General features: G+C 72.4%; 21 protein-coding genes, 1 tRNA gene and 1 other RNA gene. 10 read left to right on the top strand and 13 right to left on the bottom strand.

Annotated elements, in window-relative coordinates; genetic code table 11:
- Positions 1-16 precede the first annotated feature (16 nt).
- The 3 genes from AC1DXT_RS08415 to AC1DXT_RS08405 all read right to left on the bottom strand — a co-directional run bounded on the left by AC1DXT_RS08415 (position 17) and on the right by AC1DXT_RS08405 (position 2,851).
- Positions 17-1,375, bottom strand: coding sequence for an FtsX-like permease family protein (locus AC1DXT_RS08415; protein ID WP_477060910.1), 1,359 nt, complete (start codon positions 1,373-1,375; stop codon positions 17-19).
- Positions 1,372-2,064 (bottom strand): ABC transporter ATP-binding protein, encoded by a 693-nt coding sequence (locus AC1DXT_RS08410; protein ID WP_477060909.1) that lies wholly within the window; start codon positions 2,062-2,064, stop codon positions 1,372-1,374. The genes AC1DXT_RS08415 and AC1DXT_RS08410 overlap by 4 nt, the downstream gene beginning before the upstream one ends.
- Before the next feature lie 172 nt (positions 2,065-2,236).
- Positions 2,237-2,851 (bottom strand): LysE family transporter, encoded by a 615-nt coding sequence (locus AC1DXT_RS08405; protein ID WP_477060908.1) that lies wholly within the window; start codon positions 2,849-2,851, stop codon positions 2,237-2,239.
- A 79-nt stretch (positions 2,852-2,930) separates the two neighbouring features.
- Between AC1DXT_RS08405 and AC1DXT_RS08400 the strand changes: the two genes are divergently transcribed.
- Entirely contained in the window at positions 2,931-3,356 is a 426-nt protein-coding gene (locus AC1DXT_RS08400) for an Lrp/AsnC family transcriptional regulator (RefSeq protein ID WP_477060907.1), read from the top strand.
- On the opposite strand, the gene ffs is transcribed toward AC1DXT_RS08400, so the two are convergent.
- The 7 genes from ffs to AC1DXT_RS08365 all read right to left on the bottom strand — a co-directional run bounded on the left by ffs (position 3,355) and on the right by AC1DXT_RS08365 (position 9,390).
- Positions 3,355-3,451, bottom strand: an RNA gene (gene ffs / locus AC1DXT_RS08395) — signal recognition particle sRNA small type. The genes AC1DXT_RS08400 and ffs overlap by 2 nt on opposite strands.
- A gap of 8 nt (positions 3,452-3,459) precedes the next feature.
- Positions 3,460-4,389 carry a 1-phosphofructokinase family hexose kinase gene (locus AC1DXT_RS08390; protein WP_477060906.1) on the bottom strand — a complete coding sequence of 310 codons (930 nt, stop codon included), beginning with the start codon at positions 4,387-4,389 and terminating at the stop codon, positions 3,460-3,462.
- Positions 4,386-5,297: a carbohydrate kinase family protein gene (locus tag AC1DXT_RS08385; RefSeq protein WP_477060905.1), complete on the bottom strand. Its 912-nt coding sequence runs from the start codon at positions 5,295-5,297 to the stop codon at positions 4,386-4,388. The genes AC1DXT_RS08390 and AC1DXT_RS08385 overlap by 4 nt, the downstream gene beginning before the upstream one ends.
- Positions 5,294-6,169 (bottom strand): carbohydrate ABC transporter permease, encoded by an 876-nt coding sequence (locus tag AC1DXT_RS08380; RefSeq protein WP_477060904.1) that lies wholly within the window; start codon positions 6,167-6,169, stop codon positions 5,294-5,296. Before AC1DXT_RS08380 ends, AC1DXT_RS08385 begins: the two co-directional genes overlap by 4 nt.
- A complete protein-coding gene (locus AC1DXT_RS08375; protein WP_477060903.1) occupies positions 6,169-7,137 on the bottom strand; it encodes a carbohydrate ABC transporter permease in 969 nt (322 codons plus the stop codon). The genes AC1DXT_RS08380 and AC1DXT_RS08375 overlap by 1 nt, the downstream gene beginning before the upstream one ends.
- A gap of 2 nt (positions 7,138-7,139) precedes the next feature.
- The gene (locus AC1DXT_RS08370; RefSeq protein WP_477060902.1) at positions 7,140-8,462 is read right to left on the bottom strand and encodes an ABC transporter substrate-binding protein; all 1,323 of its coding nucleotides are present in this window, start codon (positions 8,460-8,462) and stop codon (positions 7,140-7,142) included.
- Between the two features lie 43 nt (positions 8,463-8,505).
- Entirely contained in the window at positions 8,506-9,390 is an 885-nt protein-coding gene (locus tag AC1DXT_RS08365; protein ID WP_477060901.1) for an SIS domain-containing protein, read from the bottom strand.
- A gap of 137 nt (positions 9,391-9,527) precedes the next feature.
- Here AC1DXT_RS08365 and AC1DXT_RS08360 point away from each other — a divergent pair, with 137 nt between their 5' ends.
- Positions 9,528-10,595: an amidohydrolase family protein gene (locus tag AC1DXT_RS08360; protein WP_477060900.1), complete on the top strand. Its 1,068-nt coding sequence runs from the start codon at positions 9,528-9,530 to the stop codon at positions 10,593-10,595.
- A gap of 7 nt (positions 10,596-10,602) precedes the next feature.
- On the opposite strand, the gene AC1DXT_RS08355 is transcribed toward AC1DXT_RS08360, so the two are convergent.
- Both AC1DXT_RS08355 and melA read right to left on the bottom strand, forming a co-directional pair.
- A complete protein-coding gene (locus AC1DXT_RS08355) occupies positions 10,603-11,454 on the bottom strand; it encodes a class II fructose-bisphosphate aldolase (protein WP_477060899.1) in 852 nt (283 codons plus the stop codon).
- Positions 11,451-12,752 (bottom strand): alpha-galactosidase, encoded by a 1,302-nt coding sequence (gene melA / locus AC1DXT_RS08350; protein ID WP_477060898.1) that lies wholly within the window; start codon positions 12,750-12,752, stop codon positions 11,451-11,453. Before melA ends, AC1DXT_RS08355 begins: the two co-directional genes overlap by 4 nt.
- Before the next feature lie 72 nt (positions 12,753-12,824).
- Here melA and AC1DXT_RS08345 point away from each other — a divergent pair, with 72 nt between their 5' ends.
- From AC1DXT_RS08345 to AC1DXT_RS08325, 5 genes are all read left to right on the top strand, one after another.
- Positions 12,825-13,646: a DeoR/GlpR family DNA-binding transcription regulator gene (locus AC1DXT_RS08345; RefSeq protein WP_477060897.1), complete on the top strand. Its 822-nt coding sequence runs from the start codon at positions 12,825-12,827 to the stop codon at positions 13,644-13,646.
- A 68-nt stretch (positions 13,647-13,714) separates the two neighbouring features.
- Positions 13,715-15,178, top strand: coding sequence for a Si-specific NAD(P)(+) transhydrogenase (gene sthA, locus AC1DXT_RS08340; RefSeq protein WP_477060896.1), 1,464 nt, complete (start codon positions 13,715-13,717; stop codon positions 15,176-15,178).
- Positions 15,179-15,216: 38 nt separating this feature from the next.
- Positions 15,217-15,780, top strand: coding sequence for a DUF2510 domain-containing protein (locus AC1DXT_RS08335; protein WP_477060895.1), 564 nt, complete (start codon positions 15,217-15,219; stop codon positions 15,778-15,780).
- Positions 15,781-15,910: 130 nt separating this feature from the next.
- On the top strand, positions 15,911-19,111 hold the full coding sequence (locus tag AC1DXT_RS08330) for a beta-phosphoglucomutase family hydrolase (RefSeq protein ID WP_477060894.1): 3,201 nt from the start codon (positions 15,911-15,913) through the stop codon (positions 19,109-19,111).
- 74 nt (positions 19,112-19,185) lie between these two features.
- Positions 19,186-19,270: transfer RNA gene (locus tag AC1DXT_RS08325), tRNA-Ser, on the top strand.
- Positions 19,271-19,330: 60 nt separating this feature from the next.
- On the opposite strand, the gene AC1DXT_RS08320 is transcribed toward AC1DXT_RS08325, so the two are convergent.
- On the bottom strand, positions 19,331-20,293 hold the full coding sequence (locus AC1DXT_RS08320) for a patatin-like phospholipase family protein (RefSeq protein WP_477060893.1): 963 nt from the start codon (positions 20,291-20,293) through the stop codon (positions 19,331-19,333).
- 334 nt (positions 20,294-20,627) lie between these two features.
- On the opposite strand from AC1DXT_RS08320, the gene sqr reads away from it, so the two are divergent.
- The 3 genes from sqr to AC1DXT_RS08305 are packed head-to-tail and all read left to right on the top strand — an operon-like array spanning position 20,628 to position 22,734.
- On the top strand, positions 20,628-21,896 hold the full coding sequence (sqr, locus tag AC1DXT_RS08315; RefSeq protein WP_477060892.1) for a type III sulfide quinone reductase, selenoprotein subtype: 1,269 nt from the start codon (positions 20,628-20,630) through the stop codon (positions 21,894-21,896).
- Positions 21,877-22,191 (top strand): TusE/DsrC/DsvC family sulfur relay protein, encoded by a 315-nt coding sequence (locus AC1DXT_RS08310; RefSeq protein ID WP_477060891.1) that lies wholly within the window; start codon positions 21,877-21,879, stop codon positions 22,189-22,191. Before sqr ends, AC1DXT_RS08310 begins: the two co-directional genes overlap by 20 nt.
- Before the next feature lie 27 nt (positions 22,192-22,218).
- Complete coding sequence (locus AC1DXT_RS08305; protein WP_477060890.1) at positions 22,219-22,734, top strand: DsrE/DsrF/DrsH-like family protein; 516 nt, start codon at positions 22,219-22,221, stop codon at positions 22,732-22,734.
- The last annotated feature ends 13 nt before the right edge of the window (positions 22,735-22,747 follow it).

Here is a 22,747-nt window from a genome sequence, read left to right as displayed (position 1 = left end):
CCTTACCCACACACGTTCAGTCGGCCCGCACCACCGTGTCGGCCAGCACGGACCGCAGCAGCGGGCGGGACGTCTCCGTCGCCGCGTAGACCAGCGCGCACCCGCCGACCAGGAACCCGACGAGCATCAGGGGTCCTTGCGGGGACGCCACGGCGGCCAGCCCGAGCAGCGGGTAGAACATGACGAGCGCGGTCAGCGCCGACCCCACGGCGACGAACAGCAGCGGCACCAGCACGGTGCGCCGACGGACGGAGTCGTGCAGCTCGACGGGGGTGCCGGCGAGGTTCTGCAGCGCGATCTCCCGGCGCCGGTCGAGCACCGACGCGGCCTGCGCGATCCCCGCGGACACGGCGGCGAGCAGGAAGGCGACGACGAGCGTGACCATCCCGCCGGTCACCAGGTCATCCATGAGGATCGCGCCCTGCGGGTCCTGCGAGGTGTCGATCGCGGTGAGGGACGGCAGGACGGCGAGCGCCCCGGCCACGAACCCGGCGAGCCCGAGGCCGCCGACCACGCGCCACGCGCCCTTCGGGTCGTCGAGCAGCCGACGGGCGGCGAGCAGCCGCGCGGGCGTGGACGCGCGACGCAGCTGCACCTTGCCGACGAGGCCGAGCACCCACGGACCGACGGCGTTCAGGGTGGCGAAGCCGACGGCCAACGCCCCGATGAGCGCGGCCGCGGCCGCTGCACCGAAGGCACCGGCGACAGAGCTGACGACCATGAACGCGCCGATCCCGACGACGGCGACGACGGCACGCAGCCAGGTCATCTTCTTGGGCGTCTCCCGCCGGGCGACGCCCAACGGCGACACGCTCACGCGGCGCAGCGAGAAGGCCCCCGACAGCGCGGCAAGGACCGGCACCGCCACCAGCGCGATCGCGAAGCCCTCCCACCCGACCCACAGCTCGGCGACGCTGAACGTGGTGCCCTGGAACGGCAGCAGCGCGCACACGGGGAGCAGCGCGGTGTAGAGCAGGATGCCGAGGACCGCGCCGACGAACCCCTGCCACGCGGTCTCCGCGACGGTGAGCCCGACCACCTCGCGGGGTGTCGCGCCGAGGAGGCGCAGAGTGGCCAGGCGGGCGTCCCGACGAGCCACCCCCAGGCGGGCGGCGGCGCCGGCCAGCGTGATCAGGGGGACCACGAGGAGGACGACGGCGATCCACGCGAGGATCACGTAGACGCTGCGGTCGTCGCCCTGCCCCTGCGGGACCGGCAGCTCCGCACGGGACGCGAACCCCAGCAGGCCGCCGACGACGCTCAGGGTGAGTCCGGTGGTCACGGCGAACGCGGTGATCGCGAGCCCCGTCGTGACCTGGGCGTCCCGACCGCCCGCCCGCTGGAACCGAGGTGCGAGCGCGAGGACGGCGTTCACCGCGGCACCTCGGCGGTCGCGCCGACGACGAGCCCGTCGCGCACCTCGATGCGCCGGTCGCACCAGTCGGCCACCTGGCTGTCGTGGGTGACGACGACCAGCGACGCGCCCGCGGCCTTCGTCGTCTCGGTGAGGATCCGCATGACGTCGTGGCCGGTCGCCTGGTCGAGCGCACCCGTCGGCTCGTCGGCGAAGACGACCGCGGGGCCGGTGATCAGCGCCCGCGCCACGGCCACCCGTTGCGCCTGCCCGCCGGACAGCTCCCCGGGGCGACGCCCCTCCATCCCGGCGAGGCCGAGCGACCCGAGCCATCGGCCGGCCAGCTCGGTGGCGTCGCGCCGCGAGGTCCCCAGCAGCATGGCGGGCAGCGCGACGTTCTCGATCGCCGGCAGCTCGGAGAGCAGCTGGCCGAACTGGAACACGAAGCCGTACCGCCGGCGGCGCAGCAGCGACCGGTCGCGGTCGGACAGCCCTCCGACCGGCAGCCCGTCGAGCGCGACCGTGCCGGAGTCGGGCGGCAGGATCCCGGCCAGGCAGTGCAGGAGCGTCGACTTGCCCGAGCCTGACGGGCCCATGACGGCGAGCGACTCGCCGTCGTGCAGGTCGACGTCGACGCCGGCGAGCGCCGTGGTGGAGCCGAAGCGCTTGACCAGGCCGCGGGCGGACAGGCGAGGGGTGGCGGTGTTCATGCCGCCAGGCTGCCGGGCCGAGTACGTGCACGACATCGACCTGCGGGCCCTCCCGTGGGGCCGCGTCCTGCACCCAGGGACGGACGCCCGTCGTCCCCTGGCCGGACGGGTGACCGGGGCACCAACCACCCACTGGCCCGCCGGCATGCGGGGGCCGTCTCCTGACCCGAGCTCAGACGAGCAGGGCGATCCCGGCCAGGACCACCGCACCCGCCCCGACGACCGAGACGACCACGCGCGCCCGCTGCGGGAGCCGCTGCCCGAACACCCCGCTCCCGACCGCCAGCAGCAGCTGCCAGACGAGCGACGCCACGCCCGCACCGACGACGAACGCGACGACCGACGTGGTCCCGGCGACGCCGAGGGCGAGCCCGACCGCCACGGTCGTGAACGTCAGCGCCGTCAGCGGGTTGATCGCGGTGAGCCCGACGAAGCGCACGTACGCCACCAGGGGCGACGGCCCGGCGGACGGACCGGTCTCCGCCAGCGGCCGGCGGGCGGCGCGGACGGAGGCGACGAGCCCCACCGCCCCCACGACCACGAGCACCACCGCACCGATCCCCCGGACGAGCGCCGCGTGCTCGTCCAGCACGCGGCTGACGGGCGCCCCCACCGCGACCGCCACCACCGCGTACGCGAGATCGACGGTCGCGATCCCGCAGGCCGCGCCGACGGCCACCCGGACCCCGTCGACCAGGCCGGTGCGCAGCAGGAGGACGCCGACCGGTCCGACGGGCATCGCCACGGCCAGGCCGGCCAGCACGCCGAGGAGGAGGGGTGACGACACGCGCTCAGCCTGCGCACTGCACGGGTCAGCGGTCACGCGCACTCTGCGGAAACTCACGCGCGACTGCGATGATCCTCGGATGGACTCTGTCGACGACGCAATCCTCCGCGAGCTGACCGCGGATGCGCGGTTGCCGTACCGCGAGCTCGGGCAGCGGGTGGGCCTCAGTGCCAACGCGGCGGCGAACCGTGTCCGCAGGCTCGTCGAGACCGGGACCATCCGCGGGTTCACGGTCGTGACCGCCGAGTCGCCCGCCCGCCCGGGCGCCGGTCTCGAGGTGTTCGTCGAGGTGCGCCTCGCCGACGGGACCAGCAACGAGTCCTTCACCGCCGCGCTGGGCCGGGGCTTCCCGCAGGTGCTCGACGCCGTCCACGTCACCGGCTCGTACGACTACCTGCTGCACGCCGTGGTGGCGGACCCGGCGGCGCTGGACCTGTTCGTCCGCCGGCTCAAGCGCGAGGCCGGGGCGGGTCAGACGTTCACCCGCCTGGCGCTGCGGGCATAGAAAGGACCCCCCGCACACCCGCCAGAGCTCACCTGCCCTTGCTGCCTTCCGGCCCTGGGGGAGTTCAGCGAGATGACGCCGCACGAGGGGTCTGCCGGAAATCCTAACCCGTCCCGCCGGTGAGGATGACACGGTCGGTGAGCCCCGCGAGCGTCGACAGGTCGAACCGGGCGGCCCCGGGCACGAGGGCGTTCGCAGCACCGGCGGCCGTCGCGAGCCGCAGCGCGTCCGGCAGGTCCAGCCCCTCGTCGAGCGCCCGGACCAGCGCACCGAGCAGCGAGTCGCCGCTGCCGACCGGGTACGTCCCGACCACGCCGGGCAACGACGCGTGCAGCGTGCGCACGCCGTCGGTGGCCCGCAGCCCGGCCACGCCGTCGGTCACCACGACGAGGGCGCCGGTGCGCGCGTGCAGGGCGTCCACGATCGCCGCCAAGGGGGTGGTGACGGCGAGACCGAGGAGCTCGCACGCCTCCGCGCGGTTGACCTTGAGGAGGTCCGGCGACGCCTCCTCCAGCAGCCCCCGCAGCGCGGGACCGTGGCTGTCGACGGCCAGGCGGACGCCGGCGCGGGCGACGACCGCCGCCAGCCGGACCAGGGCGTCGGCCCCGAGCGACGCCGGCACGCTCCCGCTGACCAGGCACCACCCGGGACGCCCGGCGAGCAGGTCGTCGAGGACGTCGACGAGCTCGGCGTAGGCGTCGGGCAGCACCGGCACCGCGTGCTCGTAGATCTCGGTCAACCCGTCGTCCGACCGGGCGAGCACGCTCACGCAGGTGCGGGTGAGCCCGCCGCCGTCGACCACCCGCAGCTCGACCCCGTCGGCGCGCGCCAGGTCCGCGACCGTCGTCCCCGCGCCACCGCCCAGCACGGCCACGGCCGCCACCGAGGAGCCCAGCGCCGCGGCCGCCCGGGCCGCGTTGAGCGCCTTGCCGCCCGCCACCCGGTGCACCTCGAGCGGGCGCTGGATGCCGGTCAGCTCCTCGACGACGTACGTGACGTCCAGCGACGGGCTCACCGCGGCGGCCGTGATCACGCGGCTCCGAGGTCGGCGAGCGTGGCCTGGCGGCCGGTGCCCCCGCTGCCGAGCGTGGACAGCGAGCCCGCCGCCGCGGCCCAGCGCAGCCGTTCTGCCTCGTCGGCGACCCCGTGCGCGAGGGCGGCGAGGTAGCCGGCGTCGAAGCTGTCGCCCGCACCGGTGGTGTCGACGACCTCGACCGGCAGGCCGGGAGCACGAGCGACGGCCCCGGCAGCGTCGACCGACCAACCCCCGTCGGCCCCCGCCTTGACCACGACCCGCGGACCGCGCGAGGCCAGGTCCCGGGCGATGTCGACGTCGGCACCGGACCCGAGGGCGCGGAGCTCGGACAGGTTCGGAAGGAAGACGTCGACCAGGTGCAGGAGCTCGAGGACTCCCGCCCACCGGCCCGCCGGGTCCCAGTTGGTGTCGAGGCTGACGGTGACGCCTGCGGCGCGGACCTCCTCGAGGAGGCCGGGCAGCTCGGCCGCGAGCGACGGCTGCAGGAAGTACGAGGCCACGTGCAGGTGCGCCGCACCGGTGGCCGAGAGCGCGGCCCGCACCTCAGAGGCGCGCAACGAGGGGATGGTGCCCGGCACGGTGAGGATCGCGCGGTCGTCGGGTGCGGACAGGATCACGGACAACCCGGTCGGCACGTCCGGGTCCACGGCGACGTGCGTCGTGGAGACCCCCGAGGCCGCGAGCGCGTCGAGCTGGAACCGGCCGAACGCGTCGTCGCCCACCCGCGCGACCAGCTGCGTCGGGACGCCGAGCCGCGCGAGCCCGCACGCCACGATCGACGCGCTGCCGCCCAGCACCAGCTCACCGGAGTCGAGCAGCTGCTCGGCCTGCCCGAACCGGGGCACGACATCGCCGCGCAGCACGAGGTCCACGTTGGCGTCGCCGGCGACCAGCACGGGCCTCATCCTTTGAGCCCGGAGAACGTCATGGTCGCGATGAACTGCTTCTGGGCGAGCACGAAGAAGGCGATGAGCGGGAGGGTCGCGACGACGTTGCCGGCCATGAGCAGCGACCAGTCGGTGCGGCGGTCCCCCTGGAAGTTGGTGATGCCCAGCTGGAGGGTGAAGGTGCTCGGGTCGTTGATCGCGATGAGCGGCCAGACCAGGTCGTTCCAGGAGCCCAGCAGCGTGAAGATCGCGAGGGTCGCCATCGCCGGCTTGGCCAGCGGGAGGACGATCCGCCAGAACACCGCGAGGCGCGAGCAGCCGTCGAGCACCGCGGCCTCCTCGAGCTCGGCGGGCAGCGACAGGAAGAACTGCCGCATGAGGAAGATCCCGAACGCGGAGGCCAGCCAGGGCACGATCGCGGCGCCCAGGGTGTCGATGAGGCCGACCCTGGCGAACATCACGTACGTCGGGACCATGAGGAGCTGGGTCGGGATCATGATCGTGGCGACGATCGCGAGGAACCCGAACGTCCGGCCGGGGAACCTCAGGCGTGCGAACCCGTAGCCGGCCAGCGAGCAGAGCACGAGGTGGGACAGGACCCCGACCGTCGAGACGATCACCGTGTTGAGCAGCCAGCGCAGGATGTCGGACTCCGCGAACAGCTTGGCGAAGCCGTCGAGCGTGAGGGTCGACGGGATCAGCCGGGGCGGGAACTTGTTGATCTCGGACGCCGGCGTCAGGGCCGTGAGGAACATCTGCACGAACGGCAGCGCGAACAGCAGGGCCACCGGGGCAAGCAGGACGTGCCACCACCAGTGCCGGCGGCCGTGCCGGCGCGGGGGTGCGGCGTCGGAGGTGACCGGCGTGCGCGACAGCATCTGCACGGCCATCAGAACGCCTCCACCTTCGCGCGCCTGGAGTACAGGACGACCCCGCCGGTGATCACGAGCGTCACCGCGAACAGGCCGTAGGCCACCGCCGAGGCGTAGCCGAACTCGAGGCTCTTGAACGCCGTCTGCCACAGGTAGTAGACGATCGTCTGCGTCGCGTCGAGCGGTCCCCCGCGCGTCGTGGTGTACACGAGGTCGAACAGCTGGATCGCCCCGATCACCTGCCACACCGTGACGAAGACCGTGACCGGTGCCAGCTGCGGGAACGTCACGTGCCAGAACGACTGCCACCGGTTGGCGCCGTCGATCCGGGCGGCCTCGAGCAGCTCGGCCGGGATGTCCTGGAGCGCTGCGAGGTAGATCACGGTGGTGAACGCGGCCTGCCCCCACAGCGACATCAGGGTGATGACGACCATCGCCTGCGAGGGGTCCTCCAGCCACCCCTGCTGCGGCAGGTGCAGCGCGCGCAGGACCGTGTTGGCCAGCCCGAACTGGGGGTTGAACAGGTAGGTGGTGAGGATGCCGGTCGCCGCGGCGGACGCGACGAACGGCAGGAAGATCGCCGTCCGGTAGAAGCCGATGAGGACCAGCGACCGGTTGAGCAGGAGGGCGAGCGCGATGCCCAGCAGCACCGAGGCGGGCACGAACAGGGCCGTGTAGAGGACGGTGTGCCCGACCGCGTCACGCAGGGCGGCGTCCGTCACCATCTGCTGGTAGTTGCCGACCCCGACCCACGTCGGCGTCGAGAAGCCGTCCCAGCTCTGCAGCGACAGCCAGAACGCCCAGGCCGCGGGGAAGATCGACAGGCCGAGCACGATGAGCATCGCCGGGGCGACGAACCCCCAGCCCTGCAGCCCGGCCCGCCGACGCGCCCTGCGGCTCCCCGGTCGGGTCACCGCGGCGTGCGGGGCGTGCGCCTGCGGGAGGAACGCACCACGGCGTCGGGCGGGGGCCGTCGCGCTCGCCATCGTCACCCTCCGAGACCCTGCGTCGCCGTGGCCGCGGCCTCCTTCAGCGCGTCGGCCGGATCGCCCTGACCCTGCATGACCTGCGAGATCGCCGATCCGATGGCCTCGGAGAGAGTGACGTAGCCCTTGACGGTCGGCCGGGCGTGCTTGGAGTTGACCATGTTGGCCGCCATGACGTCGAGACCCGGAAGAGCGTCGACCTGGGCCAGGAACTCCGGCGACTCGGCCTCCGACGAGCGCAGCGGCAGGTTGCCGTAGGCCACGTTCCACCTGATGTCCTGCTCGGCCGCCGTGAGCCACTTCGTCAGCTCGTACGACCAGTGCGCGCGGTTGGCGTCCTTGTGGTCGAACAGCACCCACAGGTCCGGACCGGACACGCTCTCGTGGTTGCCGTCCACACCGGGCAGGGGCACGACGCCGTAGGAGGTCTTCGCCGTCTGCAGGTCGTACAGGGTCCAGGGGCCTGACGTGATCATGCCGATCCGGTCGCTGGCGAACAGCTGGGCGGCCTTGGTGTCGGTCTGGTCGAGGTAGATGCTCTTGTCGTCGACCGCCATGTCGCGCAGCAGCGTCAGCCCCGTCACACCCGCGTCCGAGTCGAACGTCGCCGTCTTCTGGTCGTCGGACAGGATCTCGCCGCCGTTCTGCCACAGGTGCGGCCAGAACTGCCACGTGGTCTCCTCCGAGCCCGACACCGAGTAGCCGTAGCCGTACGTGTTGGTGCTCGGGTCGGTGAGCTGCTTCGCGGCGGCGCGGAAGTCCTCCCACGTCCAGTCCTCGGTCGGGTGGTCCACACCAGCAGCGTCGAACACGGTCGTGTTGTAGATGAGGGTGAGGTTGTCGACGACGGCGGGGAAGCCGATGGTCGTGCCGCCTCCCGGCTGGGCCGTCTGGCGCGCCGCCGCCGGGAACTCGTCCCACGTCACGCTCGGGTCCGCGACCTGCTCGGTGATGTCGAGCGTGCGCTTGGAGGCCTGCAGCTCGCTGGCCCACGAGCCGTACGCGTAGGAGATGTCGGGGTAGGTGTTGCCGGCGAAGCCCGCCGACAGCTTCTGCAGCAGCTCGTCGGTGGACGGGGCGCCCGAGGAGATGTCGACGGTGACGTTCGGGTGCAGGTCCTCGAAGTCCGCGGCCAGCCCCTCGAGGATCGTCTCGGCCTGGTCGGCCTGGCCGGTCCACCACGTGATGGTCGTCTTGGCGTCGGGGTCGAGCTCGGTGGCTCCCTGCGCGGTGCCGGAGCAGGCGGTCACGGACAGGGACGCGACGACGGCGGTGGCGGCCGTCAGGGCGGCGAGGCGGTTCCGGTGCGAGCGTTGGGGGGTCAACGTCGTGTCTCCTCGAGTCGGTGGCGCGCGGGTCTTGGTCGGGTCAGGACAGGACGACGGAGCGGGTCAGGTGGCGTGGCGTGTCCGGGTTGAGGCCGCGGCTCTCGGCCAGCGCGACGGCGAACCGCTGGGCCTGCACGAGCTGGACCAGCGGGTCCTCGTCGGTGGCCAGGACGCGGGCGCCCGTGGCCTCGATGTCGGCGACGATGGCGGGGTCCGCCGTGCCGAAGATGGTGACCAGCGAGCCTGGGTGGGCGACCGCGATGGGTCCGTGCCGGTAGTCGAGGACGGGGTACGACTCGGACCACGCCTGTGCGGCCTCGCGGACCTTGAGGGCGGCCTCCTGCGCGAGCCCGCAGGTCCAGCCGGTGCCGAGGTAGACGACGTGGTCGATGCCGTCGACCGGCACCGGCAGAGGAGCGTCGAGGGCGCGCTGCACGGCGTCCACCAGGCCGCCCGTGGCGTCGCCGAACGCCGTGCGGGCGATCGCCAGGAACGTCGTCGGGAAGCGCGTCTGCACCACCGACTCCTCGTCGGCGTAGTCGAGCACCAGGACGTGGTCGGCGCGGCGGGCGATCGGGCTGTCCGAGACCCCGACGACGGCGGCGACGGCGGTGCCAGGCTCGACCAGGTCGAGAGCGGCGAGCACCTCGCTCGTGGTGCCCGACCGGCTGATCGCCACCACGCGGTCGTAGGTGCGGCCCGGCTGCCACTCGGAGGCGTAGGCGGCGTCGGTCAGGCCCAGGCCGGCGCGCTCCCGCAGCACCGCGACGGACTCCGCGACGAACGCGCTGGTGCCGCACCCGAGCACCAGGACGCGGTCGCCCGGACGGCCGAGGATCTCGCCGGTCGTCGCGGCGTCCCGCAGGGCGCGCGCCCACACGGACGGCTGGGTGGCGATCTCTCGCGCGGTGGTGCTGGTGCTCACGGGTGCTGCCTCTCTGCTCCGGCGACCGGGTTGATCTCGGCGCCGTGTGCGCAATACTGCGTACCGAACTGATCGATCCGCAATGAAACTGCGGCAAACGCTCACTATCCGTGAGCGCCCGGGAAAGGACCGTCCTTGTGGGTACGCCCGACTGGACCGCCGCGGCACACCTTCGCCTGGCCGCCTGGCACCCCCGCAGCAGGCTCGCCGTGCGCGCGACGTCGGTGGAGCGCAGCGCCGTGGCCTGCATCGACGTGCACAACCACCTCGGTCGGTGGCTGACCCCGCCGGGCTGGACGGCGCCGTCGGTGGAGGAGCTGCTCGCCCTGATGGACCGTCGCAACGTGGCGACGGTGGTCAACCTCGACGGCATGCACGGCGACGAGCTGGAGGCCAACCTCGACCGGTACGACCGCGCGCACCCGACGCGCTTCGCCACGTTCTGCCAGCTCGACTGGGAGCTGCTCGGCCGCCCCGACGGCCCCGCGCTGCTCGCCGCGCAGCTGCGCGACTGCGCCCGGAGAGGCGCCCGAGGCGTCAAGGTGTGGAAGAACCTCGGGCTCTCGGTCCGCGACGCCACCGGCACGCTCGTGCTGCCCGACGACCCGCGCGTGGTCGGCGTCCTCGCGCTGGCCGGCTCGCTGGGCCTGCCCGTGCTCATCCACACCGCGGACCCGGTCGCGTTCTTCGACCCGGTCGACGAGACCAACGAGCGGATCGACGAGCTGCAGGCGAACCCGGACTGGTGGTTCGGGGACCACTCGGTGCACCCGACGTTCGACCGGCTGCTCACCGCCCTGGAGACGCTGGTGCTCGCAACGCCCGGGACCAGGTACATCGGCGCCCACGTCGGCTGCTGCGCCGAGGACCTCGACCGCGTCGAGCGCCTGCTCGCGGCCGCGCCGAACTGGAACGTCGACCTCGGCGGCCGCATGGCCGAGCTCGGGCGCCAGCCGCGGCGGACCCGGCGCCTCCTGGAGCGGTTCGGCGACCGGGTGCTGTTCGGCACCGACGCGTTCCCCCTGACCGACGAGGCGCTGACCACCCACTTCCGGTTCCTGGAGACCGACGACGAGGCCTTCGACTACGCGCCGGGCGAGGCCGTGCCGCCGCAGGGCCGGTGGACGGTGTCCGGGCTGGGGTTGTCGGGTGCGGTGCTCGAGGCCGTCTACGCGGGGAACGCCCGGCGGCTGCTGGGGCTCTGAGCGGGCCTCAGGCGGCGTGGATCGTCGCGCAGGTGGCGGCGACCGTGGCGGCGATCGCCTCCCGGGCCGGGCCGAGGTAGCGACGGGGGTCCGTGAGGCCGTCGTCGGCGGCCAGCGCCCGGCGCACCTGCGCCGTCAGGGCGACGTTGAGGGCCGTGCCGATGTTGATCTTGCGGATGCCCGCGCGGACCGCGGCCTGCAGCGTGGCCGGCGGTACCCCCGAGGACCCGTGGAGCACGAGGGGGACCGGCACCGCGGCCGCCAGTCGGGCGACCAGGTCGAGGTCGAGGTGCGCGGTGGCCGTCGTCATGGCGTGCACGGAGCCCACCGCCACGGCGAGCCCGTCGACGCCGGTGGCCGCGACGAACGCCGCGGCCTCCCCCGGATCGGTCCGGACCCCCGGTGCGTGCGCGCCGTCCTTGCCGCCGACCTCGCCCAGCTCGGCCTCGACCCACAGGCCGACGTGGTGGGCGGTCCGGGTCAGCGCGGCCGTCGTCGCGACGTTCTCGTCGTACCCGAGGTGGGACGCGTCGACCATCACCGACGAGACGCCGTAGCGAGCCGCCTCCGCCACCCCCTCGCGCAGCAGCCCCGCATCCTGCAGGTGGTCCAGGTGCAGGCCGACGCGCACGGTCGCCTGCTCGGCGAGCTCGTGGCAGGCCGCCAGGAGCGGACCCGGGTGACCCTGCCGGTACCGGACGGCGTTCTCGCTGACCTGCAGCAGCCCCGGCAGGCCGGCGCGCTCGAGGCCCGCGACGATCCCCTCGGCGTGCTCCAGCGTGATGACGTTGAACGCCAGCACCGCGGTGCCGCGAGCGACCGCGTCCGCGATCAGGTCCGCGGTGCGCGCAGCGGTCACAGGAGCGCCCGCAGAGGTTCGGGCAGCAGGTCGCCGTGGGCGGTGACGAGGTCGTTGCACAGGGCCCAGATCTGCGCGGGCGTCAGGGTCGAGCTCGCGTTCCCGTCGACGAGCACCGCCTGCCGGACCAGACGCGGGTCGCCCGTGCGGGCAGCCTCGACGGTGAGCTCGGCCACGGACAGGTAGGTCCGGTTCAGGGCGGCGCACTGGACCGGGAGTGGTCCCATCGCGATCGGCACCACACCGAAGCCGTCGACGTGCGCGGGGACCTCGACCGCCGCGCCCGCGGGGAGGTTGTCGATGAGCCCGCGGTTGGGCACGTTGACGTGGATCTCGCGCGTCGTGCCGGTCAGGATCGAGTGGATGATCTGCGGCGCGTACTCCGAGGCACCGCCCTCGAGAGGCAGGTCCGCGCCGGCGTCGAGCAGCGCCCTGGCCCGCTCGTACTCGGCCACGTTCTCGCGACTGATCCCCAGGTACTGCAGCGGCTCGATGCGGAACCGGTCCACCTGTGCGTCGGACCGCAGGAACCAGGACAGGTACTCGGCGGAGTGCTCGCTGGTCTCGGTCGGGTAGTAGCCGATGCGCCGGAAGATCTCGACGCGCACCCGGCGCTCGAGCTCGGGGTCGGCGGCGATGCGCTCCTCGAGCCGCGGGTAGAGGTCCTGGCCGTCGAGCGTCGTCCAGTCGCGCAGCCAGGACTGGTGGTTCACGCCGAACGCGCGGAACCGGGTCTGCTCGACGTCCAGCCCGAGCAGCTCGGCGAGGTCGTGCGCGGTCCAGTAGACCGAGTGGCACAGCCCGTAGGTGCGGATGTCGGGGGCGACGACCGAGGCCCACCAGACGTTCATCGCCATCGGGTTGGTGTAGTTGAGCAGCAGCGCGTCGGGGCAGACCGCGCGCATGTCGTCGAGGATCCCGGTCAGCACGAGGAACGTGCGCAGGGCCCGGAAGACGCCGCCGACGCCGGTCGTGTCGCCGATCGTCTGGCGGAGCCCGTGACGCGCCGGGACCTCCAGGTCCGTGATCGTCGCGTCGATGCCGCCGACCTGGATCATGTTGATGACGAACTCGGCGCCGTCGAGGGCCGTCCTGCGGTCGAGGCTGGCGCTGATCCGCGCCGGGTGCCCCAGCTGCTCGACCAGCCGGTGGGCGGTGCCCTCGGCGACCGCCAGCCTCGCCGGGTCGACGTCGTGCAGAGCGAGCTCCAGGTCGAGATCGCCGAAGCGCAGCAGGTCCGCCACGAGCTGGCGGGTGAACACGACGCTGCCGGCGCCGACGAACGCGATCTTGGCCATGCTGGGATGATCGCCGCGCTGATCGATTCGTGCAAGAATTCCTCGTTCGATCAGTCGAAGTGATCAATCTGAGTGAGCGAGGGGCAGATGTCGGTGGCCGAGGACGTCCCGCGGGCGACGTCTCGCAAGCGCTCGGACCGGATGGTGGCGGTCCTCGGCATGCTCGAGTCGGGCGAGACGGTCACGCTCGCGGAGCTGACCCGGACGCTCGGGGTCTCGTCGGCCACCGTGCGCCGCGACCTGGCCGACCTGGAGGAGCAGGGCCTGCTGGTGCGGACCCACGGCGGCGCCCGCGCGTTCGCGACCGCCCGCACCGAGGTGCCCGTGCGGCTGCGCGACTCGCAGTTCCGGCTGGCCAAGCAGCGGATCGCCCGGCGCGCCGCGGAGCTGATCCCCACCGGGCCGTACAGCGTGGCGATCAGCGGTGGGACGACCACCGCGGAGGTGGCGAAGGTGCTGGCCAACCGGCCCGACCTGGCCATCGTCACCAACGCGCTGACCACCGCGATGGAGATCGCCTCGCGGCCCAACCTCAAGGTGATCATGACCGGCGGCGTCGTCCGGTCCACGTCCTTCGAGGCGGTCGGCGTCCTGGCGGAGAACACGTTCAACGCGATCAACGTCGGCACCGCGATCCTGGGCACCGACGGCATCAGCGCCGCGGGCGGTGCGACCACCCACGACGAGACCGAGGCCCGCACCAACAACGCGATGGTGTGCCACGCCCAGCGCGTGGTCGTCGTCGCCGACGGGTCCAAGGTCGGACGGGTGACCCTGGCGAAGATGGCCGACCTGGCGCAGGTGCACGTCCTGGTCACCGACACGACCGCCGACCCCGACGAGCTGGCCCGCATCGTGGCCGCGGGCGTCGACGTGATCGTCGTGGAGCTGTAGCCCCACCGTTCACGCACCGGTGATTCGCCCGACTCACGCGGTGCCTGCTTTGTGGGCAGACTGCCGGTATGGCGACTGACGGGGTTCCCGGCGAGGCCGGCGTGCCGCACGAGGCGGCGGAGACTCGCTACGACTACGACCTGGTGGTCATCGGCACCGGCCCGGGCGGGCAGAAGGCGGCGATCGCGGCCGCGAAGCTCGGGCACAAGGTCGCCATCATCGAGCGCCGCCACATGATGGGCGGCGTCTCCGCCAACACGGGCACCATCCCGAGCAAGACCCTGCGCGAGGCCGTCATGTACCTGACGGGCATGGCGCAGCGCGAGGTGTACGGCGCCAGCTACCGCGTGAAGTCCGACATCACGATGGAGGACCTGTTCGCGCGCACCCAGCACGTGATCGGCCGCGAGCACGAGGTCATCCGGGCCCAGCTGCTGCGCAACCACATCGACATCCTCAGCGGCACAGGCTCGTTCGTGGACGCCCACACGCTCGGGGTGCTCGACGACGACGGGATCCGCCGCACGCAGGTCACCGCGCGGTTCGTCGTCATCGCCACCGGGTCGCGTCCGCACCGGCCCGACACCGTGCAGTTCGACGGGCGCACCGTCCTCGACTCCGACGGCGTGCTGGCGCTCGAGAAGGTGCCCAACTCGATGGTGGTGGTCGGCGCCGGGATCATCGGCATCGAGTACGCGTCGATGTTCGCGGCGCTGGGCACCCGCGTGACCGTCATCGACAAGCGGCCCGCCATGCTCGAGATGTGCGACCCCGAGGTGGCCGAGTCGCTGAAGTTCCACCTGCGGGACCTGTCGGTCTCCTTCCGGTTCGGGGAGGAGGTGGCGGGCGTCGACAGCAACACGCACGGGACCGTGACGCGTCTGGTGTCCGGCAAGCGGATCGCGGCCGACGCCGTCATGTACTCCGCCGGCCGGCAGGGGCAGACGGTCGCGCTCAACCTGGAGGCCGCCGGCCTGAGTGCCGACTCCCGTGGGCGCATCGCGGTCGACGACCAGTACCGCACCGCGGTGCCGCACGTCTTCGCGGTCGGGGACGTCATCGGGTTCCCCGCGCTCGCCGCGACGAGCATGGACCAGGGGCGCCTGGCGGCGTACCACGCGTTCGAGGAGCCGGCCCGCGAGCTGCAGTCCGTGCAGCCGATCGGCATCTACACGATCCCGGAGATCTCCTACTGCGGCCGCACCGAGGAGGAGCTGACCACGCAGACCATCCCGTACGAGGTCGGCGTCGCGCGCTACCGCGAGCTGGCCCGCGGGCAGATCGTCGGCGACTCCTACGGGATGCTCAAGCTCCTGGTCCACACCGAGACGCGCGAATTGCTGGGCGTGCACATCTTCGGGACCTCCGCCACCGACCTGGTGCACATCGGGCAGGCGATCATGGCGTGCGGCGGGACGGTGGACTACCTCGTCGACACCGTCCTGAACTACCCGACCCTGTCCGAGGCGTACAAGGTCGCGGCGCTCGACGCGACGAACAAGATCCGCCAGGTGGCCCGGTTCAGCCTCTGACGCTTCAGGGCGGTCCGGCGCGTGCCGATGTCGGGATCATGACGACCGCCCAGCCCGGCTGGTACCCCGACCCCGAGAACCCGGCGGGGGTGCGCTGGTACGACGGGGTGACGTGGACGGAGCACCGCGGACCGGCCGTCGCCGCGGCAGCACCGGCGTGGTCTCCGCAGCAGGCCGCGTGGCCACCGGCACCGGCGAGGAGCGGATCCCGTGGGGCGATCGTCGCCGTCTGCATCGTCGGCGGCTTCTTCGCACTCATGATCCTCGCGGCGATCGCCATCCCGGTGTTCCTCAACCAGCGCGCGAAGGCCGAGGTGTCGTCGCTGTCGACCGTGACGTGCGAGTCTCTCGGCGCCGAAGCGGTCGCGACCTCCCAGGCCAACGTCACGGGGGGTCAGATCCCGCTCACCTCGGTCAGCGGGCTCACCATCGCCCAGGACAACCGCGCGACGGTCCGGCGGCCCTCACCGGGTGCTCAGTCGTTCGTGCTCTCCTGCTCCGGGACCGCTCTGTGGCAGGACGGCGTGTCGACTCCCCTGCTCGTGGAGCTCGACATCGACTCCGCCGTGCAGCACGTGGTCACGTTCACCTGGGACGAGTGACGCCGGGTCGCACCGGCACCGTGACTGTTGACGGGACGGGCGCGAGTCCCCACGATCGAACTCGTACGGCGCCCCGACCTGACTGAACGGCCAGCCGGGCGGTGGCGGGCGTCGGCCGCGGAGGATCGCCATGACCTCGCCCGTCTCGCTGCGCGACTTCGACGCGGTCCTCTTCGACCTCGACGGCGTCCTCACCACGACCCGCACGGTCCACGCGGCGGCGTGGAAGCGCATGTTCGACGAGTTCCTCGCCGAGTGGGACTCGACCCACGGGACCCACCTGCCGGCGTTCGACGAGCTGTCCGACTACGCCTCCGCCGTCGACGGCAAGCCGCGCGAGATCGGCGTCCGTGACTTTCTCGCCTCCCGCGGCATCACGCTCCCGCCAGGCACCCCCGACGCGCCGGCCGAGGAGCAGTCCGAGTGGGGGCTGGGCAACCGCAAGCAGATCCTCGTCGAGGACGAGATCGCCCGGAACGGGGTCGAGGCGTTCCCCGGGTCGGTCGCCTGGGTGCGCGAGCTGCGGGAGGCCGGCCTGCGGACCGCCGTGGTCTCGAGCAGCCGCAACTGCGCGGCGGCCCTCGAGGCGGCGGGCATCGCGAACCTGTTCGACGCCCGGGTCGACGGCGAGACGATCCTCGAGCTCGGGCTGCGCGGCAAGCCTGCCCCGGACGGGTTCCTCGAAGGAGCGCGCCGCGTCGGCGTGACCCCCGAGCGTGCCGTCGTCGTCGAGGACGCCGTCGCGGGCGTCGCGGCGGGCCGAGCCGGAGCGTTCGGCCTCGTCATCGGCGTCAACCGCGACAACCACACCGAGGAGCTCCGGGCCAACGGCGCCGACCTGGTCGTGGACGACCTCGGCGAGCTGCTCGCCGCTCCTGACGAGGCGGTGCACCGCTCCGGACCTCGGCGCCACCGCCTGATGGCGGCGGCGCGGCGCATCGTCGCGGCCTCCTCCGACTACCCGGCCGACCCGTGGCAGCTCGTCGAGCGGTCCTACAACCCTGCCTTCGTCGAGCAGACGGAGACGCTGTTCGCCCTGTCCAACGGGTTCCTCGGCATCCGCGGGGCGTTCGAGGAGGGCACGCCCTCGATCACCCCGGACACCCTGCTCAACGGGTTCCACGAGACCTGGCCGATCATGTACCCGGAGACGGCGTTCGGCTTCGCGACGACGGGTCAGACGATCCTGCCGGTGCCGGACGGGACGACGATGCGGCTGCTCGTCGACGAGGACCCGGTCACCTGCGAGACGACGGAGGTCGACACCTTCGAGCGCGTCCTGGACATGCACCGCGGAGTGCTCACCCGCACGGTCGTGTTCCGCCTGCGCGACGGGCGGCGGTTCCGCGTGCACACCGAGCGGCTCGTGTCGCTCGCTCGTCGTCACCTCGCGTGCATCCGGTACGAGGTGACGGCCCTGGATGCGCCGGGGCGGCTCCTCGTCTCCTCCGAGCTCGTGACCCCGGCGACCACCGCGCCGACCGACGAGGTCGGCCTGGACCCCCGCCAGAGCCGCGCGCTCGCCCACGACGGACTGCGGCCGGACGTCGAGCAGGTCGACGGGATGCGTGTCGTGCGCACCTACCGGACGCAGAGCAGCGGGCTCGCCGTGGCGGCAGCCATGGACCACGAGCTCGACACGCCGGCCCTCGCCCACGTCCGCACGTCGCTGGACGCCACGCGCGCGACCGTCGTCGTCGAGGTGGACGCCCAGGTCGGCGTCACCGTCGGGCTGACGAAGTGGCTCGGCTACCACTACGGCGCGGAGGACTGCGCCGTGCTGGCGGACCGGGCGAGCCTCACGCTGCACCAGGCGCGGGCGGCGGGGCGGGACGTCGTGGTCGCGGAGCACGAGCGCGAGGTGGCCGACTTCTGGGGACGCAGCGAGATCGTGTGGGAGGGCGCGAGCGCCGCGCAGCAGGCGCTGCACATCAGCCAGTTCGCCCTGCTGCAGGCGTCGTGGCGCAGCGAGGGCCACGGCGTCCCGTCGAAGGGCCTCACCGGGACCGGCTACGAGGGCCACTACTTCTGGGACACCGAGGCGTACCTGCTGCCGTTCCTCATCCACACGTCCCCGGACGTGGCGCGCAGCCTCCTCATGCACCGCGTGCGCATGGTGCCCGACGCGCGACGCCGGGCGGCCGAGGTGGGGTGCTCGGGCGCGCTCTTCCCGTGGCGCACCATCAACGGCGAGGAGGCGTCCGCGTACTACGCGGCGGGCACCGCGCAGTACCACATCAACGCCGACATCGCGTATGCCCTCGAGCAGTACGTCGAGGTCACGGGTGACACCGAGCTGCTGGTCGAGCACGGTGCCGAGCTGCTCGTGGAGACGGCCCGGATGTGGGTGGACCTCGGGTTCTTCTCCGACCGGCTCGACGGTCAGTTCGTGATCCACAAGGTCACCGGGCCCGACGAGTACTCGACCGTCGTCGACAACAACCTGTTCACCAACGTGATGGCGGCCCAGAACATGCAGGCGGCCGCCGACGCGGTGGCGCGGCTGCGGGCCGAGTGGCCGGCGGACCTGCAGCGGCTCGTGGAGCGCGTCGGCCTGCGCGACGACGAGGAGGGCCGGTGGCGGCGCGCCGCCGAGCGGATCTACGTGCCGTACGACGAGAAGGCAGGCGTGCACCTGCAGGACGAGAACTTCCTCGAGCTGCCGCTCTGGGACTTCGCGGGCACCCCCGAGGAGAAGTACCCGCTGCTGCTGCACTACCACCCGCTGCACATCTACCGGCACCAGGTCATCAAGCAGGCCGACGTCGTGCTGGCCACCGTGCTGCTGCCCGACCGCTTCACGGCCGAGGAGCGCCTCCGCATCTTCGAGTACTACGACCCGCTGACCACGGGCGACTCGTCACTGTCGGAGTGCATCCAGGCGATCGCCGCGGTCGACGTCGGCAAGTACCGGACCGCCGAGGAGTACCTCGTCGACGCGGTCGCCGTCGACATCGCCGACACGGCTGGCAACCTGCAGGACGGCGTGCACGTCGCCTCCGCCGGGGGCACCTGGATGGCGCTCGTGCAGGGGTTCGCCGGCTACCGGTGGCGCGGCACGCGGTTCGCCCCGATGCTCCCGACGCGCGGACGACGACTGCGGTTCCCGCTCCGGATCCGCGGTTCGGTGCTCCAGGTGGACATCGAGCCGGAGCGTGTGACGTACACGGTCCTGAGCGGCGGACCGGTGTCGGCGTCCCACCACGGGGAGCCGTTCACCGTGTCGTCCGGCTACCCCGTGTCGTTCTCCGGCGTCTTCCACACGAGCGACGACAACGCGCCCGTGGACGACGAGCCGGTCACCTCCCGCGCCTCGTCGCCCGCCGTCTGAGAGGCCCCGCAGGTTCGGGTACTCTTGTGCGGCGTCGGAAGGCACGGGGTTGGTAGTCGTGCCTCTGCTGACCAGGAGGATTCGCCTAGTGGCCTATGGCGCACGCTTGGAAAGCGTGTTGGGTGAAAGCCCTCGGGGGTTCGAATCCCCCATCCTCCGCGCACCGAAGGGCCCGTGAGCAGCTGCTCACGGGCCCTTCGCCATGCGGGAGGCCGACCGTCAGCGCCAGAACTCGATGAGCTCGCCGGCGAGCGCTCGGCCCAGGTCGTGGCCGGCGCGCGCGGCAGCCGGACGCAGCGACGGATCCATCGCGTTGGCGCCGAACAGGTGCTCGGAGGCGCTGTCCGGGACGACCGTCTCGACCCTGCTCCCACCTGCGCGGAGTTCGTCGACCTGCGCTGCCAGGTACGTGCCCCACTCGGGCGGGTACAGCGAGCGGCCGCCCAGCGGCGACAGCACGAGCACCCTGCGGTGCCCGGCTGCCAGGTCGGCGTTCTCGGCGTTGGCGCGGTAGCCGCCGTCGATGAACCAGCCCTCGCCGATGCCGTAGGCGGAGCCGCCGCCGGACGTGCTTGCGGCGACGGCGTCGACCAGGTCGACCCCGCTGTCGCGGTCGAACACGACCGGGTCGCCGGTCCGGGCATCGACGGCCGTGATGAGCACCCTGCGCTGCGGCCAGTCCTCGGTGGGCAACCGCGCTGCGACGACGGCGCGCCACCGCTCCGGCCAGGAGCCGTCCGACGCCGCGGCCGTGGCGAGTGCCGCTGCGCCCATCCTTCGACGCAGGTCTGCGTGGTCCTCGGACGCGGAGATGATCCGCGTGAACTTCTCCAGGTGGTCGGCGACCGACCCGGCACCAGCCGGACCGGTCCGTCGCGGGGGTGCAGCGGCAAGGGTGGCGGAGTACAGCTCGGTCGGGCTCGCGCCGGCGAGCTGGGCCGCGGCCGTCGCACCGGCCGACGTGCCGATGGTCAGGTCGGCTGTGGTCACGTCGAGCCCGGCGTCGGACAGGCCCGCGACGACGCCGATCAGCCAGGCGTTGCCTGTCGATCCGCCGCCGCCGAGGACCACCGCGCGCTCGCCGGCACCGCGGACCCGGCGCGTGGCGTCGAGCTGCGACCGATCCCGGTCGGAGGCCGTCGTCGACGGGGACTGCAGGGGTGAGGAAGGTGGGGTGTTCATGGGAGTCGCCTCTCGGGAGAGCTGCCTGGTGGGCGCTCCCGGTGGCGACTACGTCAGTCGCGCGATCGTGGGCTGCGAGGGAGCACCACTGTGGACACTGCGTTCACGGGTCTCACCTCCTGCCGATGGATCGTCGATCTCCGGAACTGTCGCACAGCCGCGACGGTCAGACAACGGGGACGGGACCTTCTGCCCTACCCGCCCCCGAGCGCCCGACGAAGGCTGAGAACGCGCGATGAGGCGTCCGCCGCCAGGCGGCTCCGCCCTCGCCCGAGGGAGTGAGCGTGATGGCCCCAGCAGGGACGGCCGCGTGCACCTCGTGCGGTGACCCGCGATGACCAGGCATGTGGTGGTGCTCGGCGCGGGGACAGCCGGGACGATGGTGGCCAACAAGCTGCGACGCCGGCTGGATGACACGTGGGTGATCACGGTGGTCGACCGGGACGATGCCCACCCGTACCAACCGGGTTTCCTGTGGGTGCCGTTCGGCGGCTCGGCCGAGGGGCTGGTCCGGTCGCGGCATGCGTTCGTGCACGACGGCGTGGAGCTGGTGCTCGAGGGCGTCGACCGCGTGGATGCCGCGGCCCGCGAGGTGCTGCTGCTGGACGGACGCCTGCTCCCCTACGACTACCTGGTGATCGCGTCCGGAGCGACTCTGCGTCCGGACCAGACCCCGGGAATGCTCGGTCCGGAGTGGCGGCGCAGCATCTTCGACTTCTACACGCTCGACGGGGCGAAGGCCCTGGCCGGCGCGCTGCGGGGCTTCCGTGGCGGGCGCCTGGTGGTGCACATCACGGACGTGCCGATCAAGTGCCCGGTCGCTCCGCTCGAGTTCACGTTCCTGGCCGACGACTGGCTGCGTGGGCGCGGGCTGCGCGAGAACACGGAGCTGGTCTTCGTGACCCCGCTGGACGGAGCCTTCACCAAGCCCGTCGCGTCCGCGCACCTGGGCTCGATGCTCACCGACCGCGGGGTGCGCGTGGAGCCCGACTTCCTGGTCGAGCACATCGAGGACACGACGCTGGTCTCCTACGACGGCCGCGAGGTGCCCTTCGACCTGCTGGTCACGGTGCCGCTGCACATGGGCGCCGAGTTCGTGACGCGCTCCGGGCTCGGCGACGAGCTCGGCTTCGTCCCGGTCGACAAGCACTCCATGCAGTCCGCCGCGGACCCGCGCATCTTCGCGGTGGGTGACGCGGCGGACCTGCCCACCTCGAAGGCCGGATCCGTCGCGCACTTCTCCGTGGACGTCCTGGTCGACAACCTCGTCGAGCTCGCTGCGGGTCGCCCGATGACCCACTCGTTCGACGGGCACGCCAACTGCTTCGTCGAGTCCGGCGACGGCAAAGCACTCCTGCTCGACTTCAACTACGAGACGGAACCGCTGCCCGGCACGTTCCCGGCGCCCTACGTCGGACCGATGAGCCTGCTGAAGGAGACGCGGACCAACCACCTCGGGAAGCTCGCGTTCCGCTGGGTCTACTGGAACGTCCTGCTGCCCGGACGCCCGATGCCACTCGCTCCGGCCATGTCGATGGTCGGCAAGCACGTCCCCACCACCACGCCCGAGGAAGAGGTGCGCCATGCCGGTCACCACGCTTGACGGTCACCAGGTCCACGTCGACGCGGAGGGCTTCCTCACCGACCTGTCCGAGTGGGACGACGAGCTCGCCTCGGTCCTGGCGGCCCAGATCGGCCTGACCCTGACCGACGAGCACCGGGCGGTGCTCACCTTCCTGCGCGACGACTTCGCGCAGCGCGGCGAGACCGCGACCCTGCGGCGGGCGTCCGCCGGCAGCGGGGTTCCGGTCAAGGACCTGTTCCGACTCTTCCCGCAGAAGCCGGCCAAGAAGATGGCGTACGTCGCCGGCCTTCCCAAGCCCGTGGGCTGCGTCTGACCCGGCACGACGACGAGAGGCACTGCCATGACCACCACCGAGACCGAGCCCGCCGTCGTCCCTCAGTTCGGCGCCGACGAACCCAGCGGCCGCACGCTCGCGATCATCTGCTCCAAGGGCAACCTCGACATGGCCTACCCCGGCCTGATCCTGGCGAACGCCGCCCTGGGCGAGGGGGTCGAGACCCACCTCTTCTTCACGTTCTGGGGCCTTGACATGATCACCAAGGCGACGATGGGCGACCTGAAGTTCACCATGCTCGGCAACACCGCCACGCACATGCCGCAGGGCCTGGGCGGCCTGCCCGGGATGACCGCGATGGCCACCTCCCGGCTGAAGAAGGCGATCGCCGACCTGGACGTGCCCGACGTGCCCGAGTTCCTCGAGCAGATCGTCGCGTCCGGCGGCCACCTGTGGGCGTGCCGATTGTCCGCGGACATGAACCACCTGACGCTCGACGACCTCGACCCGGACGTCGAGGGCATCATCAGCGCCAGCGACTTCATCGAGAAGACGGACGGAGCCCAGCTCCTCTTCATCTAGGAGGCTTGCTCTC

The organism is Cellulomonas sp. P1_G12_2, assembly GCF_056405535.1.
Note: the sequence above shows the minus strand (reverse complement) of the source record. Positions and strands in the feature narration are given on the sequence as shown.